This is a genomic window from Streptomyces sp. NPDC006450, assembly GCF_040612195.1.
In the GTDB taxonomy this organism is placed as follows: domain Bacteria; phylum Actinomycetota; class Actinomycetes; order Streptomycetales; family Streptomycetaceae; genus Streptomyces.
The window spans coordinates 11,667-28,199 of sequence record NZ_JBEXPT010000092.1; the positions used below are offsets into that span (position 1 = coordinate 11,667).

11 protein-coding genes and 1 pseudogene are annotated in these 16,533 nt (G+C 73.6%); 5 read left to right on the forward strand and 7 right to left on the reverse strand.

Annotated features, from left to right (window positions below; translation table 11 throughout):
• From ABZY57_RS23850 to ABZY57_RS23860, 3 genes and pseudogenes are all read right to left on the reverse strand, one after another.
• Positions 1-1,971 carry an acyl-CoA dehydrogenase family protein gene (locus ABZY57_RS23850; protein ID WP_356515062.1) on the reverse strand — a complete coding sequence of 657 codons (1,971 nt, stop codon included), beginning with the start codon at positions 1,969-1,971 and terminating at the stop codon, positions 1-3.
• A gap of 161 nt (positions 1,972-2,132) precedes the next feature.
• Entirely contained in the window at positions 2,133-3,578 is a 1,446-nt protein-coding gene (locus tag ABZY57_RS23855) for an aldehyde dehydrogenase family protein (protein WP_356515064.1), read from the reverse strand.
• Positions 3,579-4,011: 433 nt separating this feature from the next.
• A pseudogene (locus ABZY57_RS23860) lies at positions 4,012-5,133 on the reverse strand (ferrochelatase); the annotation flags it as partial.
• A gap of 171 nt (positions 5,134-5,304) precedes the next feature.
• Here ABZY57_RS23860 and ABZY57_RS23865 point away from each other — a divergent pair.
• Together ABZY57_RS23865 and ABZY57_RS23870 are read left to right on the forward strand one after the other, a co-directional pair.
• Entirely contained in the window at positions 5,305-6,567 is a 1,263-nt protein-coding gene (locus ABZY57_RS23865; protein ID WP_356515066.1) for an MFS transporter, read from the forward strand.
• Positions 6,512-7,852, forward strand: coding sequence for a D-arabinono-1,4-lactone oxidase (locus tag ABZY57_RS23870; RefSeq protein WP_356515068.1), 1,341 nt, complete (start codon positions 6,512-6,514; stop codon positions 7,850-7,852). Before ABZY57_RS23865 ends, ABZY57_RS23870 begins: the two co-directional genes overlap by 56 nt.
• 4 nt (positions 7,853-7,856) lie before the next feature.
• Here ABZY57_RS23870 and ABZY57_RS23875 read toward each other — a convergent pair whose 3' ends face one another.
• Complete coding sequence (locus ABZY57_RS23875; protein ID WP_356515070.1) at positions 7,857-8,759, reverse strand: hypothetical protein; 903 nt, start codon at positions 8,757-8,759, stop codon at positions 7,857-7,859.
• Between the two features lie 502 nt (positions 8,760-9,261).
• Here ABZY57_RS23875 and sepH point away from each other — a divergent pair.
• Complete coding sequence (gene sepH / locus ABZY57_RS23880; protein ID WP_356515072.1) at positions 9,262-10,284, forward strand: septation protein SepH; 1,023 nt, start codon at positions 9,262-9,264, stop codon at positions 10,282-10,284.
• Between the two features lie 86 nt (positions 10,285-10,370).
• Here sepH and ABZY57_RS23885 read toward each other — a convergent pair whose 3' ends face one another.
• Positions 10,371-11,231, reverse strand: a complete 861-nt coding sequence (locus tag ABZY57_RS23885; protein WP_356515074.1) for a sulfurtransferase — start codon at positions 11,229-11,231, stop codon at positions 10,371-10,373.
• 183 nt (positions 11,232-11,414) lie between these two features.
• On the opposite strand from ABZY57_RS23885, the gene ABZY57_RS23890 reads away from it, so the two are divergent.
• Positions 11,415-12,200 (forward strand): VOC family protein, encoded by a 786-nt coding sequence (locus ABZY57_RS23890; protein WP_356515076.1) that lies wholly within the window; start codon positions 11,415-11,417, stop codon positions 12,198-12,200.
• A gap of 18 nt (positions 12,201-12,218) precedes the next feature.
• On the opposite strand, the gene ABZY57_RS23895 is transcribed toward ABZY57_RS23890, so the two are convergent.
• Both ABZY57_RS23895 and ABZY57_RS23900 read right to left on the reverse strand, forming a co-directional pair.
• Positions 12,219-14,750, reverse strand: a complete 2,532-nt coding sequence (locus tag ABZY57_RS23895; RefSeq protein WP_356515078.1) for an MDR family MFS transporter — start codon at positions 14,748-14,750, stop codon at positions 12,219-12,221.
• A 105-nt stretch (positions 14,751-14,855) separates the two neighbouring features.
• Entirely contained in the window at positions 14,856-15,215 is a 360-nt protein-coding gene (locus tag ABZY57_RS23900; protein ID WP_356515080.1) for a metalloregulator ArsR/SmtB family transcription factor, read from the reverse strand.
• Between the two features lie 133 nt (positions 15,216-15,348).
• Here ABZY57_RS23900 and ABZY57_RS23905 point away from each other — a divergent pair.
• Positions 15,349-16,533, forward strand: a 1,185-nt coding sequence (locus ABZY57_RS23905; protein WP_356515082.1) for an MFS transporter, incomplete at its 3' end; no start/stop codon positions are given.

Below are 16,533 nucleotides of genomic sequence, written 5' to 3' on the forward strand. Positions count from 1 at the left end.
TCAGCGCAGCGGCCGGTGGACATTTTCGCGGGTCGAGGGGCCCGGTGCGGCGTCGGCGATCCACGGGCCGTCGCCGGAGGGGTCGAGAACGCCTTCCTCCAGCCAGGTGTAGGCGCCGTTCAGGACTCCGGCGACGACCTTGCGGTCCAGGTCGTCGGTGTTGTCCCAGAGCCGCCCGAAGAGCTCCTCCACGCGGAGCCGGGCCTGCCGGCAGAAGGCGTCGGCGAGTTGGTAGGCCTCGCGTCCGTGCTCGCCCGAGGCCCGCAGGTGCTCGGCGCGCACGCAGGCCGCGCTCATCGCGAAGAGCTCGGCGCCGATGTCGACGATCCGGCCGAGGAACCCCTGCTTGGTCTCCATCCGGCCCTGCCAGCGGGACATGGCGTAGAAGGTCGACCGGGCGAGTTTGCGCGACCCGCGCTCGACATAGCGCAGGTGGGTGGCGAGGTCGGGGTGGCCGCCCGGATGGAAGGCCCGGTAGGTGCCGGGGACCTGGCCGGCGCCGGCGGCGAGCTGGGGCAGCCAGCGGGCGTAGAACCCGGCGGCGCGGGCGCCCGCCTTCGCCTTGTCCCCCAGGGCCTTCTCCGGGTCGATGAGGTCGCCGGCCACCGACAGGTGGGCGTCCACGGCCTCGCGGGCGATCAGCAGGTGCATGATCTCGGTGGATCCCTCGAAGATCCGGTTGATGCGCAGGTCGCGGAGCATCTGCTCGGCCGGCACGGCCCGCTCGCCGCGGGCGGCGAGGGACTCGGCGGTCTCGAAGCCGCGTCCTCCGCGGATCTGGACCAGCTCGTCGGCCATCAGGCAGGCCATCTCGGAGCCGTAGAGCTTGGCGAGGGCGGCCTCGATGCGGATGTCGTTGCGGTCCTCGTCGGCCATCTGGGAGGCCAGGTCGACCACGGCCTCCAGGGCGAAGGTGGTGGCCGCGATGAAGGAGATCTTGGCGCCGACGGCCTCGTGCAGGCCGACCGGCCGTCCCCACTGCTCGCGTACGCCGGACCATTCGCGGGCGATCTTCAGGCACCACTTCCCCGCGCCCACGCACATGGCCGGCAGCGACAGCCGGCCGGTGTTCAGCGTGGTCAGCGCGATCTTCAGCCCGGCGCCCTCGGCGCCGATGCGCTGGGCCGCGGGGACCCTGACCCGGTGGAAGCGGGTGACGCCGTTCTCCAGGCCGCGCAGGCCCATGAAGGCGTTGCGGTGTTCGACGGTGATGCCGGGCGAGTCGGCCTCGACGACGAAGGCGGTGATCCCGCCGCGGTGGTTCTCGCTCTTGGGGACCCGGGCCATGACGACGAGCAGGTCGGCGACGACCCCGTTGGTGGTCCAGAGCTTCACGCCGTCCAGGACGTACGCGTCCTCGCCGTCCGGGACCGCCGTGGTGGCCAGGCGCGCCGGGTCGGAGCCGACGTCCGGCTCGGTGAGGAGGAAGGCGCTGATGGCGGTGGTCGCGCAGCGCGGCAGGTAGGCGTCCTTCTGCTCCTGCGTGCCGAACATCTTCAGCGGCTGGGGTACGCCGATCGACTGGTGGGCGGAGAGCAGGGCGCCGATGGCCGGGCTGACGGAGCCGACGAGGGCGAGCGCCTTGTTGTAGTACACCTGGGTGAGGCCGAGGCCCCCGTACTTCGGCTCGATCTTCATGCCGAGCGCGCCGAGCTCCTTGAGCCCGCGCACGGTCTCGTCGGGGATCTTCGCCTCGCGCTCGATGCGCGCTCCGTCGATGGAGGTCTCGCAGAACTCCCGCAGCCGGGCCAGGAAGGCCTCGCCGCGCCGGACGTCCTCCTCGGCGGGGAGCGGGTGGGGGTGGATCAGGTCGAGCCGGAACCGTCCGAGGAACAGCTCCTTGGCGAAGCTCGGCCGCTGCCAGTTCTGTTCCCGGGCCGCTTCCGCGACCTGCCGTGCTTCGCGCTCGGTCACCTTGGGCCGTGCGGGCCGTGCGGGCGGAACGGGCTGTGCGGGCTGTGTTGCGGACATGAGCGGGCTCACCTCGCCGCCGAGAGAGGGGTGCTTACCGGTGGGTGCTACCAGTGAGTCGTACCCGTTTCGGGCGGCGGGGAAGCGGGGGTGAACGGGGGACGGCCGGAGCCCCCGCACAGTAGGCTCCGGCCGTCGGCTTGGTGGCCGTACGAGTTCGGTCAGATGTCGAGGCCGCTGAGGACCAGGACCCGCTCGTAGGTGTAGTCGTCCATCGCGTAGCGCACGCCCTCGCGGCCCACGCCGGACTGCTTGACGCCGCCGTACGGCATCTGGTCGGCGCGGTAGGACGGGACGTCGCCGACGATCACGCCGCCGACCTCCAGCTCGCGGTGGGCGCGGAACGCGGTCTGGATGTTCCGCGTGAAGACGCCGGCCTGCAGACCGAACTTCGAGTCGTTGACGGCGGCGAAGGCCTCGTCGGTGTTCTCGACCCGGCGCAGGGTGAGGACCGGTCCGAAGACCTCCTCGGTGGCGAGGGTGACGCCCTCGGGCACCTCCGAGACGACGGTGGGCTCGTACGAGGCACCCTCGCGCTTGCCACCCGTGAGCAGCTTGGCTCCGGCGGCCACGGCCTCGTCGACCCAGGACTCGACCCGCTTGGCGGCGTCCTCGGAGACGAGGGGGCCGACGTCGGTGGCGGAGTCGTTCGGGTCGCCGGTGACCTGCTCGCGGACCTTGGCGACGACCTTCTCGACGAGGCGGTCGTAGACCGTCGCGTCGGCGATCACGCGCTGCACGCCGATGCAGGACTGGCCGGCCTGGTAGTTCGAGAAGGTCGCGATGCGGGTCGCGGCCCAGTCGAGGTCGGCCTCCGAGGACCAGTCCTCCAGGACCACGGCCGCGGCGTTGCCGCCGAGCTCCAGGGTGCAGTGCTTGTGGGGCACGGCCTGCTGGATGGCGTAGCCGACCTTGTCCGAACCGGTGAAGGAGATGACGGGCAGGCGCTCGTCCTTGACCAGCTCCGGCATCTTGTCGTTGGCGACGGGGAGGACGGACCAGGAACCGGCCGGCAGGTCGGTCTCGGCGAGCAGCTCGCCGAGGATCAGACCGGAGAGCGGGGTGGCCGGGGCCGGCTTCAGGATGATCGGCGCACCGACGGCGATGGCGGGGGCCACCTTGTGGGCGCACAGGTTCAGCGGGAAGTTGAAGGGCGCGATGCCCAGGACCGGACCCTTGACGAAGCGGCGGGTCAGGGCCAGGCGGCCGACGCCGCCGGCGTCGGTGTCCAGGCGCTGGGCCTCTCCGCCGTTGAAGCGGCGGGCCTCTTCGGAGGCGAAGCGGAACACGGACACCGCACGGCCGACCTCACCGCGGGCCCACTTGATGGGCTTGCCGTTCTCGGCGGAGATCAGCAGCGCGATCTCCTCGGTGCGCTCGGCGAGCCGGCGGGCGACGTGGGCCAGGGCCTCGGCGCGTACGTGGGCCGGGGTCGCGGAGAACTCCGCCGTCACGGCGTAGGCGGCGGCCACGGCCTCTTCGACCTGGGCGTCGGTCGGAACGCTCACGGTGCCGACGAGGCGGCCGTCCCACGGGGAGTGGACGTCGAGGCTGTCGTCGCCCGTGGCCTGGCGGCCGGCGAGCCAGAAGGCGTGGGTGGAAGTCATGCTGATCCCGGCCCTTCGGAGTGTGTGCGGTGGGTCCTTGTCCCCTCCACCGTAGGACTCCGCCGCGGATTCGGCGTTTGTCCGGGGTGGAGTACGTGCGTGGCGCGGCGCGCCGCTTTGTCAGTGTCGGGGGCGGACCGGCCCGTGCGGGGCACCGCCGGGGGCTCGTACGGGGCTCCGGGCGTCGGCCCGGCTGCGCCATGGGCGGGCCCGGCTGCGCCGGCGGGCGGCCGCTGCGCGGGGCGCAATCCCCTACCCGCCCTTCGCCCGTTCCCCGGGGCTGTGCCCCGGACCCCCCGGGGGGGCCGCCCCCGCCCCCGTTGAGGACCGGGCCCACCGCCCCCCCCACGGGCGGCCCCGCCCCACCCCCCCCCCCCCCGCGGGGGCGGCCGGCTCCCCCCCCGTTCCCGCCACCCCCCCCACGCCGCCCCCCGGGCGGGGGGCCCCGCGCCGGGCAGCAGCCCACCGCGCACAGGTCGTGGCCGGCCCCGAGCAGCCCGAGCGCGCAACGCTCCACGGCCTCCCCGCGTTCCACGGCGGCCCGCTCCAGCACGAGGTCCCGTACCGCCGCCGCGAACCGGGGATCGGCGCCCACCGTGGCCGAGCGGGCGATGGGCAGACCCAGCTCCGCGGCCTTCGCCGTCGCCTCCGTGTCGAGGTCGTACAGCACCTCCATGTGGTCCGAGACGAAGCCGATCGGCACCATGACCACCGCCGGGGCGCCCGCTGCGTGCAGGGTCTCCAGGTGGTCGCAGATGTCCGGCTCCAGCCACGGGATGTGCGGGGCGCCGCTGCGCGACTGGTAGACGAGCTCCCAGGGCAGCTCGGTGCCGGTCTCCGCGCGGACCGCCTCGGCGATCAGCCGCGCGACGTCCAGGTGCTGCTTGACGTACGCCCCGCCCTCGCCGTCCGCGGTGTGCTCCGCCACCGGGCCGGAGGTGTCCGCGGCCGCGTTCGGGATGGAGTGCGTGGTGAAGGCCAGGTGCGCCCCGGCGCGGACCTCCTCGGGCAGCGCGGCGAGCGAGGCCAGCACTCCGTCGATCATGGGCTGCACGAAGCCGGGGTGGTTGAAGTAGTGCCGCAGTTTGTCGACCTTCGGCAGGTCCGCCTCGGCCGTGCCCTCCCGGACCAGCAGGGCGAGCGCGTCCGCGAGGTTCTCGCGGTACTGCCGGCAGCCCGAGTACGAGGCGTACGCGCTGGTCGCCAGCACCGCGATGCGGCGGCGCCCGTCGGCGGCCATCTCGCGCATCACGTCGTTCAGGTACGGGGCCCAGTTGCGGTTGCCCCAGTAGACCGGCAGGTCCAGCCCGTGGTCCGTGAAGTCCTTGCGCAGGGCGTCGAGCAGCTCGCGGTTCTGGCCGTTGATCGGACTGACCCCGCCGAAGCCGAAGTAGTGCTGCCCGACCTCCTTGAGCCGCTCGCGCGGGATACCGCGCCCGCGCGTGACGTTCTCCAGGAACGGCACGACGTCATCGGGTCCCTCGGGGCCGCCGAAGGACAGCAGCAGGAGGGCGTCGTAGGGGGCGGCGGCTGAGGCGCGGAGCTGGTCGGACATGCCTCGAATCCTGCCACCCACCGCCGCCGCGCGGAAAACAGGCCCGGCCCGCGAGACCGCTCCGCCCCGGGCCGGGACTCCTCCCGGCCCGCCCCGGCGGCTTCCCCAGGCGGGCAGCCCCTACGCGGCCGTAACCTGTATGGGCCAATGACGTCCCTTACGGAGGGCACCTTGCCCAGTCCCTACCGCGCGATCTTCGCCGCCCCCGGGAGCCGGGGCTTCAGCGCGGCCGGCCTCATCGGCCGGCTGCCGCTGTCCATGGTCGGCATCGGCATCCTGACGATGATCTCCGAGCTCACCGGCCGCTACTCGCTGGCCGGAGCCCTGACCGCCACCCTCGCGCTCTCCGCCGCCGCGATCGGCCCGCAGGTCTCCCGTCTGGTCGACCAGTACGGCCAGCGCCGCGTCCTGCGGCCGGCGACCCTCCTCGCGCTCCTGGCCATCTCCGGGCTGCTGCTGTGCGCGGCCAACAACACGCCCGACTGGACCCTCTTCGTCTTCGCCGCGCTCGCCGGGTGCGTACCCAGCGTGGGCTCGATGATCCGCGCCCGGTGGACGGCCATCTACCGGGACTCCCCGCGCGAACTGCACACGGCGTACTCCCTGGAGTCCGTCCTGGACGAGGTCTGCTTCATCTTCGGGCCGATCCTGGCCATCGGGCTCTCCACCACCTGGTTCCCGGAGGCGGGCCCGCTGGTCGCCGGTGTCTGCCTGCTGGTGGGCGTGTGGTGGCTGACCGCGCAGCGCGCCACCGAGCCGGCCCCGCACCCGCGCGGCGAGGACGCCGACCGGACCTCGGCGCTGCGCTCCCCCGGACTCCAGGTGCTGATGGCCACCTTCGTGGCCACCGGTGCCATCTTCGGCTCCATCGACGTGGTCACGCTGGCCTTCGCCGACGAGCAGGGCCACAAGTCCGCCGCCAGCTTCATCCTCGCCATCTGGGCGGTCGGCTCCTGCCTCGCCGGCATCGTCTTCGGCCTGCTGCACCTCAAGGGCCGGCCGGAACGCAGGTGGGTGCTGGGCATCTGTGCGATGGCCGTGAGTATGATCCCCCTCCTACTGGCCGGGAACCTTCCGTTTCTGGCCGTGGCGCTCTTCGTCTCGGGCCTCGCCATCGCTCCCACGATGATCACCACGATGGCCCTGATCGAGGCGCACGTACCACGCGCGAAGCTGACCGAGGGCATGACCTGGATCAGCACCGGCCTCGCGGTCGGGGTAGCGCTCGGGTCCTCCGTGGCCGGCTGGGTCATCGACGCGGCCGGCGCGAAGACCGGGTACGTCGTCTCCATCTCGGCGGGGACCGCCGCGGCGGCGGTTGCGTTCGCGGGTTACCGCCGGCTGACGAGGTCGGCGCAAGGGGAGGAGCCTTCCAACGATGGCGACGACGGGGACAGCAGGCAGCAGCGGGACACGGACCGCCGCGTGGCATAACTGGGCGGGCAACGTCAGCGCCACACCCGCGCGCGTGGTCACCCCGGCTTCGGTCGGGGAGCTCCAGGAGGCGGTCCGCCGGGCCGCCGGGGACGGGCTGAAGGTGAAGGCCGTCGGCACCGGCCACTCCTTCACCGCGGCCGCCGCGACCGACGGCGTGCTGATCCGCCCGCAGGCGCTGGCCGGGATCCGGGGGATCGACCGGTCCGCCGGGGCAGCCACCGTCACCGTGGCGGCGGGCACGGTCCTGAAGGACCTCAACCTGGCCCTCGCCAAGGAGGGCCTGTCGCTCACCAACATGGGCGACATCATGGAGCAGACGGTCTCCGGCGCCACCAGCACCGGCACCCACGGAACCGGCCGCGACTCGGCCTCCATCGCCGCCCAGATCCGCGGCCTGGAGCTGGTCACGGCGGACGGGCAGCTGCTGAGCTGCTCCGAGAAGGAGAATCCCGAGGTCTTCGCGGCGGCCCGCCTCGGCATCGGGGCGCTCGGCGTGGTCACCTCGCTCACCTTCGCCGTGGAGCCGCTCTTCTTCCTGACCGCCCGTGAGGAGCCGATGGGCTTCGACCGGGTGACGGCGGAGTTCGACCAGCACCACGCGGAGAACGAGCACTTCGAGTTCTACTGGTTCCCGCACACCGGCAACTGCAACACCAAGCGCAACAACCGCAGCCAGGGCCCCGCCGCCCCGCCCGGAGCGGTCTCCGCCTGGGTCGAGGACGAGCTGCTGTCCAACGGCCTCTTCCAGGCCGTCAACTCCTTCGGCCGCGCCGTCCCGGCGGCCATCCCCTCCATCGCCCGGATCGCGAGCCGCGCCCTGTCGGCGCGCACCTACACGGACATCCCGTACAAGGTGTTCACCAGCCCGCGCCGGGTGCGGTTCGTGGAGATGGAGTACGCCCTTCCGCGCGAGCGCGTCGTCGAGGCGCTGCGGGAGCTGAAGGCCGTGGTGGACCGCTCCGGCCTGCGGATCAGCTTCCCGGTGGAGGTGCGGACGGCTCCGGCGGACGACATCACCCTGTCGACGGCCTCGGGCCGCGAGAGCGCGTACATCGCGGTGCACATGTACAAGGGCACCCCGTACCAGGCCTACTTCACGGCCGCCGAGCGGATCTTCACCGAGTACGGCGGGCGGCCGCACTGGGGCAAGGTGCACACGCGGGACGCGGAGTACTTCGCCCGGGCGTACCCCCGCTTCGGGGAGTTCACCGCGCTCCGGGACCGGCTGGACCCGAACCGGGTCTTCGGCAACGACTACCTGCGGCGCGTTCTGGGGGACTGAACCCTCAGGGGGTCCGCGACTCCTGACCCGTGCCCGGCGTCGGGGAGTTCAAGGGCGTGCTGCTCGGCGAGGGATCGGGCTTCGGGGGCGTGGTGCTCGGAGAAGGGCCGGGCTTCGGCGGGGTCGGAGCGGGGCTGGACGACGGGTCGGCGGACGGCGAGGTGTCCGGGTCGGGCTTCGGGCTCTGCTTGCCGTTCGGGTGCGAGGGGCTCGGGGAGGTCCCGGTGTCCGGGGTCTTCCCGCCCTTCTCGCCGGTGCCGGTGCCGGTTCCGGTGCCCGTGCCCGACGGGTCCTCGGGCGGGTCCGGCTTGTAGTCGCGGGCCTTGCCGACTCCGCCGGTGAGGATCGTGCCGCCGCCGGCGCTCACCGAGGTGCCGGCGACCGCCTCGTAGGTCCCCAGGCCGCCCAGGGCTATGGCGAAGGCGGCTCCGGAGGCCACGGCCGTCCGCTTCCAGCCCCGCATCCGGGTGCCGTGGACGGTGGCCTCGCCGAACTGCTCGGCGGACTCCCCGTGGGGCGGCGCCCCGCCGGCCGGGACGGTGCCCGGCCTCATCGTGCCGTCCGGCGCCCGCCCCGCCGGGGCGGACCCGGGCCCGTCCACCGGGACCTGACGGGCCTTCGGCCGGGCCGTCTCGCGCAACTGGTCGCCGGTGCGGCGGAAGAAGTGCTGGATGACGGGCCCGCCCGCGGTGGCCACCACGCTGACCACGCCCGCGCCCAGGATGGTCCCGTAGACGCCCATCTGCGAGGCGAGCAGGGCCGCCGCGACCGTGGCGAGGGAGGAACCCGCGACCTGAGCCGCGCTCAGATCGAGCTTCTTCTTCTCCTGCGCCGGCTCCGGCTCGACGTCCAGCACCGTCTTGTGACCCATCGCCATCCCCTGCGTGTCCTGCTCCTCGCGCTCCAACGCCTTCTCCCGTTACTGACACATCAGCGAAACGGATAGTTCCGTTTCCGGAGATTCTGTGAAGCAAGACACCCGAAATCGGGCGCACACCCAGGTCCGGCCCGATGCGGACCCGATTCAGGGCAGCCCAACTCCCGCCGTCCGAGACAAGTTCGGCGGCGCGGCGGTCCACCCAGGTGGCCCGAATGGAGTACTGTGGCGAGCCCTGGGGCCGTCCTTCCTTTCGGATGTCCGGACTCGGGAGAGGGGGCCGGCTGATGGAGAAACGGCACTCGAGACCGGCGATGCCGCGGTTTTGCACGGGATCCTGCTGCGCACAGTAATCGTTCGGTCACTGTGCGTGCCCAACAGGTAACCGTGCCATAACAGCGATCAAGGGCGCATGCCCGACACGCCGGTTTAACTCGGCAAGGTAGTGGCAGGCTGCACCCGGGCAGGCCACACTCGACTAGCGGAAGCAGCGACGCACGTGACGTCGGCAGGCACCACCCGGGAGGTCCCCATGCCCGAACTGCGTGTCGTGGCCGTCTCAAATGACGGCACACGACTGGTGCTCAAGGCTGCGGATAGCACGGAGTACACGCTTCCGATCGACGAGCGTCTCCGGGCTGCCGTGCGCAACGACCGTGCGCGCCTGAACCAGATCGAGATCGAGGTGGAGAGCCACCTCCGCCCCCGCGACATCCAGGCCCGCATACGGGCCGGTGCCTCCGCTGAGGAGGTCGCTCAGCTCGCCGGCATCCCCGTCGACCGCGTACGCCGCTTCGAGGGCCCCGTGCTCGCCGAGCGCGCGTTCATGGCGGAGCGGGCCCGCAAGACCCCCGTGCGGCGGCCCGGCGAGAACACCGGACCCCAGCTCGGCGAGGCCGTGCAGGAGAGGCTCTCGCTGCGCGGGGCCGAGAAGGAATCCGTCCAGTGGGACTCGTGGCGCCGCGACGACGGCACCTGGGAGGTCCTGCTGGTCTACCGGGTCGCGGGCGAACCGCACTCGGCGAGCTGGACGTACGACCCGCCGCGCCGGCTGGTCGTGGCCGTGGACGACGAGGCCCGCTCGCTGATCGGCGAGTCGGACGACCTGCCGGCGACCCCGGAGCCGAGCTTCCCGTTCGTGCCGAGGATCGCGCGGCTGCCCCGGGACCGGCCGCTGGACCGGGCCCTGGACCGCCAGATGGAACGAACTGCCGGCCACACGGCCGCTCCCCCGCCGGAGCCGGAGCCCGAGGACGAGCGGGACACGCTGACGGCCCTGCTGGAGGCGGTCCCGAGCTTCCGCGGCGACCTGGTGGTTCCGGAGCCGGTGACGGAGCCGGAGGTGGAGGAGCCGCCCGCCGCTTCGGCGTCGGCCGGCGCGGGCTCCGCGTACGCGGACGTCCTGATGCCGCGCACCGTCGCGGGACACCGGGACCGGCTCACGGGCACGACCGACCGGCAGGCGGAGGCCGACGGGGTGCGCCCCGGCCGCCGCGCGGCGGTGCCGAGCTGGGACGAGATCGTCTTCGGCACCCGCCGCAAGAAGCAGGAGTGACCCGGGTCCGGTTCCCGGCGGCGGACACGCCGTCGCCGGGAACCGGAGCCTGTCCGAAGGACGCGCCCCGGTCCTGAGGGCGCGCCCTAGCCCGGCAGCTCGCCGACCGCCACCTCGCGCGCGGGGTCCGCGGACCATTCCGACCAGCTTCCCGCGTACAGCGCCGCCGGGATGCCCGCCGTAGCCAGCGCCAGGACCTCGTGGGCCCCCGAGACGCCCGAGCCGCAGTAGACCCCGACCGGGGTGGCGGTGTCGGCGTGCACGCCCAGGCCCTCGAAGCGGGCCCGCAGCGCGTCGCGGTCCAGGAACAGGCCGTCGGGTCCCGCGTTCTCCGTGGTCGGCGCCGACAGCGCCCCCGGGATGTGACCGCCGACCGGATCGATCGGTTCGACCTCTCCGCGGTACCGCTCGCCCGCCCGTGCGTCCAACAGCACACCAGTCCGGGCCAGCGCCGCCGCCCCGTCCGCGTCCAGCAGTCCGATGGCACCCGGATTTGGCTTGAAATCACCCTCGTTCACAGGAGTGATCTCGGTCGACAGCGGACCGTCACCGGCCTTCCACGCGGCCAGCCCCCCGTCCAGGACCCGCACGCGCGGGTGGCCCGTCCAGCGCAACAGCCACCACGCGCGCGCCGCCGCCCAGCCCTGGCCGCCGTCGTACACGACCACCGGGACCTCGGACGAGACCCCGGCCCGCCTCATCACCGCCCCGAATTCCTCGGGATCCGGCAGCGGGTGCCGGCCGCCGGAGCCCGCCGGGCCTGCCAGTTCGGCGTCGAGGTCGACGTAGACGGCGTTCGGGAGGTGGCCGGCCTCGTACTCGGGCCGCAGGTTCGGGCCTCCGAGCTGCCAGCGGACGTCCAGGAGGACCGGCGGCAGCGGGCCGGCCAGCTCCTCCTTCAGGTCGGCGGCGGAGACGAGCGGGGAGCGGGGCGGGTTCGCAGTCATGCGGGCCATTTTGCTCCCCGGCACACACCCCGCGTAACAGCCGGACATCGACGGGCCGCACCGATCCGGTCATCTCTCCCGGCTGCCGCGAAACCCGGCCGGTCGGGGCGCGCCGCGCCTCCTTGAGTGGAAGCATCAGCTCCGGGAAGGGTCACGAGCGTGACGACGGAGGAGACGGCTGACATGACCGAGGCATCGGAAGCAACGCGGCGCACGCCCGGCACGCCGTGCTGGGCGAGCCTGATGGTCCACGGCCTCGGGACCACCGAGGACTTCTACGCCGACCTGTTCGGCTGGGAGTACGAGCCCGGCCCCGAGCAGCTCGGCCCGTACGTCCGGGCCATGCTCGGCGGGCGGGAAGTGGCCGGCATCGGCGAGATGCCGCCGGACCGGCAGCTCCCGGTGGCCTGGACGACGTACCTGGCCACGGACGACGCCGACGCCACGGCCGAATCCATCCGCTCCTGCGGCGGCACGGTCGCGGTGGGCCCGCTCGATGCCGGGATCGCGGGACGGGTGGCGATCTGCTCCGACCCGCTGGGCGCGATCTTCGGGCTCTGGCAGGCAGCGTCCCACCTCGGCACCCGGCTGGCCGGGGGACCCGGCACCCCGGTGTGGCACGAGCTGGTCACGCAGGACACCTCGACGGTCGGGAAGTTCTACGAGCACGTCTTCGGCCACGAGGCCCGTGCGCATCCCGACGCCTGCGAGGACTTCGACTACCTCACGCTGACCCTGCAGGGCCGGCCGGTGGCCGCCGTGCACGGGGTCGGCCGCTCGCTGCCCCACGACCGGGGGCCGCACTGGATGACGTACTTCGAGGTGGAGGACACCGACGCGGCCGCCGGCCGGGTCCTGCGGCTCGGCGGCCGGATCGTCCAGCCGCCGCGCGAGGGCGTGAGCGGGCGGCTGGCCGTGGTCACCGACCCGGAGGGCGCGGTGTTCACGCTCGTGCGCGGCCGGCACTGACCGGCCGCGGGCGGCGGGCTACCGAAGCGACCCCGCCGGCCGCCCCGCGGCGCTCCGTGCGGGCCTGGCGTTGACCGTCAGGCCTGCGACCAGTGCCGCGAGCAGCACGCCGCCGAACGCCCACCAGAGGGTGGTGGTGTATCCGCTCACCAGGTACCCGCTCACCGCGTCCTGGGAGCCGATCCGCGGGAGGCCGGCGAAGACGGCGGCCAGTACCGTGCCGCCGACCGCCTCGCCCAGCTGGTGGGCCGTCATGACGGCTGCCGCGGCGGCCCCCAAGTGCCACGGGGCGACGCCGTCGGTCGCGGTGGCGAGGAGCGGGGCGAAGGCCAGGCCGGTGCCGAGGCCGGCGAGGATCGTGCCGGGCAGCACCTGGGCCTCGTACGTGCCGTTGACCTCCAGGCCGGTCAGGAGCAGCAGTCCCGCGGCCGTGAGCACCAGCCCGGCCGCGATCAGGACGCCGGGCGCGGCACGGTGGAGCAGGCGGCCGGAGATCTGGGTGGAGCCGATGACGACCGCCGCGACCATGGGGAGCAGGAGCAACCCGGTCGCGCCCGGGGCGTAGCCGAGCACGTACTGCAGGTAGAAGCTCACGGACAGGAACAGCGCGAGGAGGCCGGCCCCGGCCAGGAGCAGGGCGAGGAGGCTGCCGGCGCGGTTGCGGTCCTGGAGGACGTACGGCGGCAGGAGCGGGGCCGGAGACCTGGACTGCCACCACAGGAAGACCGCGAGCAGGACGGCGCCGACCGCCACCGGGATCAGCGCCCCGAGCGCGCCCCAGCCGTACGTCTCGGCCGCTCCGAGGCCGTAGAGGAGGGCGGCGACAGCGCCGGAGCCGAGCAGCACACCGGGCACGTCGGGGCGGGCTCCGCCGGGGGCAGGGCGGTCGTGCGCCAGGCCGGGTGCGCAGATCAGGGTGATCACCGCGAGGGGGACGGCTGCGTACAGCGCCACGTCCGAGGCCAGGCCCTGGACGAGCCATCCGCTCGCCGGCAGCGCGAGCGCGGAACCGCCGCCCACGAACACAGCGTAGATCCCGAAGGCCTTGCCGCGTGCCCTGGGTTCGGTGAAGCCCGCGGCCACCAGGGCGAGTCCGGCCGGTGTCACCAGCGCGCCGAAGACGCCCTGCAGGACGCGGGCCGCGACGAGTACTCCGCCCGAACCGCCGGCCACGCCGCCGAGTGCGCAGGCCGCCGCGAATCCGGCCAGGCCGATGAGCATCGTGCGCCGCCGCCCCAGGAGGTCCACGAGGTGACCGCCGAGCAGGAGCACCGCGCCGAAGGCGACCGCGTGGGCGATGAAGTACGGGCCCGGGCCGCTGAGGTGGAGGTCCGCCTGGAGTCCCGGCAGCGCCGCGCTGAAGACGGTCGCCTGGAACACCACCGCCAGCTGCGCGAGGGCGGCCACCACCAGGCCCCGCCAGCGCCTGGCGGAAGGGGAAGCGGACTCCCCGGGGTTCCCGGGGGCCGTGGACGGGGTCGCGGCCCAGCCGCCGGTGGGGACCGGGGGCGGCCCGAACCCCCGCGCGGAGCCGGAGTCCGCGGGAGCGGTGGGGGCGTACCCGGGCGGCGGGGGCGGGGGGAGCCAGGGCTCGGGGCGCGCGGGCGGAACACGGGGGTCGGCCCGCTCGGCGGGCGGCTCGGCGGGCATCGCGGGTGCGAAGTCCAGCAGCTCGGCGGCGTGGCGGCCGAGCTGGGCCAGGACGGCGCCCGGCAGCCACTCCCCCGCCTGGTCCGCCGCCGTCCGCTCGGCCACCTGCCCGGGGGTGGGCCGCCGGGCCGGGTCCTTGTGCAGGCAGGCGCGTACGAGCCCGACGAGCTCCTCGGGTACGCCGGTCAGGTCCGCTTCCTCTTCGGCGACCCGGAAGAGGTGGGCGTTCAGGCCGGTGTCCGCCGCGCCGAAGAGGAGCCGTCCGGTGGCCGCGTAGACGAGGACGGCACCGAGGCAGAAGACGTCGCTGGCGGGGGTGAGCTCCAGGCCGCGGACCTGCTCCGGGGACATGAAACCGGCCGAGCCGATCAGCATGCCGGTATGGGTGAGCAGGCTGTCCCCGGCGAGGTTGTCCATCGCCCGGGCGATGCCGAAGTCGATGACGCGCGGGCCGTCGACGGTGACCAGGACGTTGGAGGGTTTGAGGTCGCGATGGATCAGGCCCGCCTCGTGCACGGCCTGCAGGGCCAGGGCGAGGCGGTTGGCGAGGGTGCGCACGGAGTGCTCGGGCAGCGGCCCGAAGTCCTTGGCGACCACGGTGTGCAGGTCGGGCCCGGGGATGTACTGGGTCGCCACCCAGGGCACGGCGGCCTCCGGGTCCGCGTCGAGGACGGCCGCGGTCCAGCTCCCGCCCACCCGCCGGGCGGCGGCCACCTCCCGGGCGAAGCGCCTGCGGAACTCCGGGTTCCCGGCGTACTCGGCCTGCACCACCTTCACGGCGACGGTGCGCCCGCCCTCGGAGCGGCCGAGGTAGACCAGGCCCATGCCGCCTGCGCCCAGCCGGGCGATCAGACGGTACGGGCCGATACGGGGCGGGTCTTCGACGATCAGCTGATCCACGCCACGAGGATAGTGCAACTATCCAAGGGGCGCGGGTGCATTGGCGGAATCCGGGGAATCCGGGCAGCAGGAGGCGACGGTCCGTCAGTGCGGCTTCTGCGGGGGTCAGTTGTGCGGGGCCGTTCCGCTGACCCGGTGGTCGGCGTGGCTGAGGGCTTCCAGCACGAGCCGGCGCAGATGCCCGTCGCGCAGGCTGTAGTGGATGCGCCGGCCGTCGCGGCGGGTGTCGACGAGGCCCGCCAGCCTCAGCTTCGCCAGGTGCTGGCTCACCGCGGTCCGTGACGCGGCGCAGCGGTCGGCCAGCGAGCCGACGTCCGACTCCCCCTGGGCGAGCAGCCACAGGAGGTGCAGCCGGGTGATGTCCGAGAGCATCGCGAAGACCTCGGTCGCCTCGGCGAGACGCGCCCTGTCGGGATCCCGTAGGTGCGCATCGGGTGCAGGTGGCTGAGGTTCGCGAGCTGGCATACCCCACAGAGTAGGCCGCTCCGGGGAGACACAGGGCGAGGGTGGAGCATCAATCCCGCAAACATGTGCGCAGATGCGCAGGTGTGGATATATTGAGTTCCCCGTCCCACCACTCAGTCCGGAGGGCCCCCGCATGCCGAGCGTGCTGCGCGACCGCACCTACCGCCGCCTGTTCGGAGCCCAGGTCATCGCCCTGACCGGCACCGGCCTGGCCACCGTGGCCCTCGGCCTGCTCGCGTACGACCTCGCGGGCCCCGACGCGGGTTCGGTGCTCGGAACGGCGCTCGCGATCAAGATGGTGGCGTACGTCGCCGTCGCGCCGGTGATCGCCGCGGTGGCCGACCGGCTGCCGCGCCGGGCCCTCCTCGTCGGCTCCGACCTGGTCCGGGCGGGGGTCGCGCTCTTCCTGCCGTTCGTGAGCCAGGTCTGGCAGGTCTACGTCCTGATCTTCCTGCTGCAGACCGCCTCGGCCGCCTTCACCCCGACCTTCCAGGCCCTGATCCCCGACGTCCTGCCCGAGGAGCGCGCCTACACGCGGGCCCTGTCCCTGTCCCGGCTCGCCTACGACCTGGAGAGCCTCGTCAGTCCCGTGCTCGCGGCCGCGCTGCTGTCGGTGGTCAGCTACGACCGGCTGTTCCTCGGTACGGCGGCCGGCTTCCTCGCCTCGTCCGCGCTCGTGGTGTCCGCCGTCCTGCCCCGACGGGCGCGGACCTCCGCCGCGTCCGGGCCGGGCGCGTACGCCAGGGCCACCGCGGGGACGCGCCTGTTCCTCGCCGCCCCAGCGCTGCGGTCCCTGCTGGCGATGAACCTCGCGGTAGCGGCCGCCGGAGCCGTGGTCACGGTCAACTCCGTCGTGTACGTACGGGACTTCCTGGGGCTGTCCGTCGAGTCGGTCGCCCTCGCCCTCGGCGCCTACGGAGCCGGGTCCATGACCGTGGCCCTGGCGCTGCCGCGGATCCTGGAGAACCGCCCGGACCGGCGGGTGATGCTGGCCGGGGCCCTGATGCTCCCCGCGGCGTTCTGCGCCCTCGGCGTCATCACCTCGGCGCACGGCGGCGGTTGGCGCTGGCCCGCGCTGCTGGGCACGTGGGCGGGGTTCGGGGCGGCCTGCTCGATGGTGCTCACGCCTGCCGGCCGGGTGGTCCGGCGGGCCGTACCGGAAGGGGACCGCACCGCGGTGTTCGCCGCCCAGTTCTCCCTGTCGCACGCCGCCTGGCTGCTGACCTATCCGCTCGCGGGCTGGGTCGGCGCGAAGGCCGGGCTCGGGTGGGCGACGGCGGTCCTCGGCGCGATCGCGCTCGCCGCCGCGGCCCTGGCC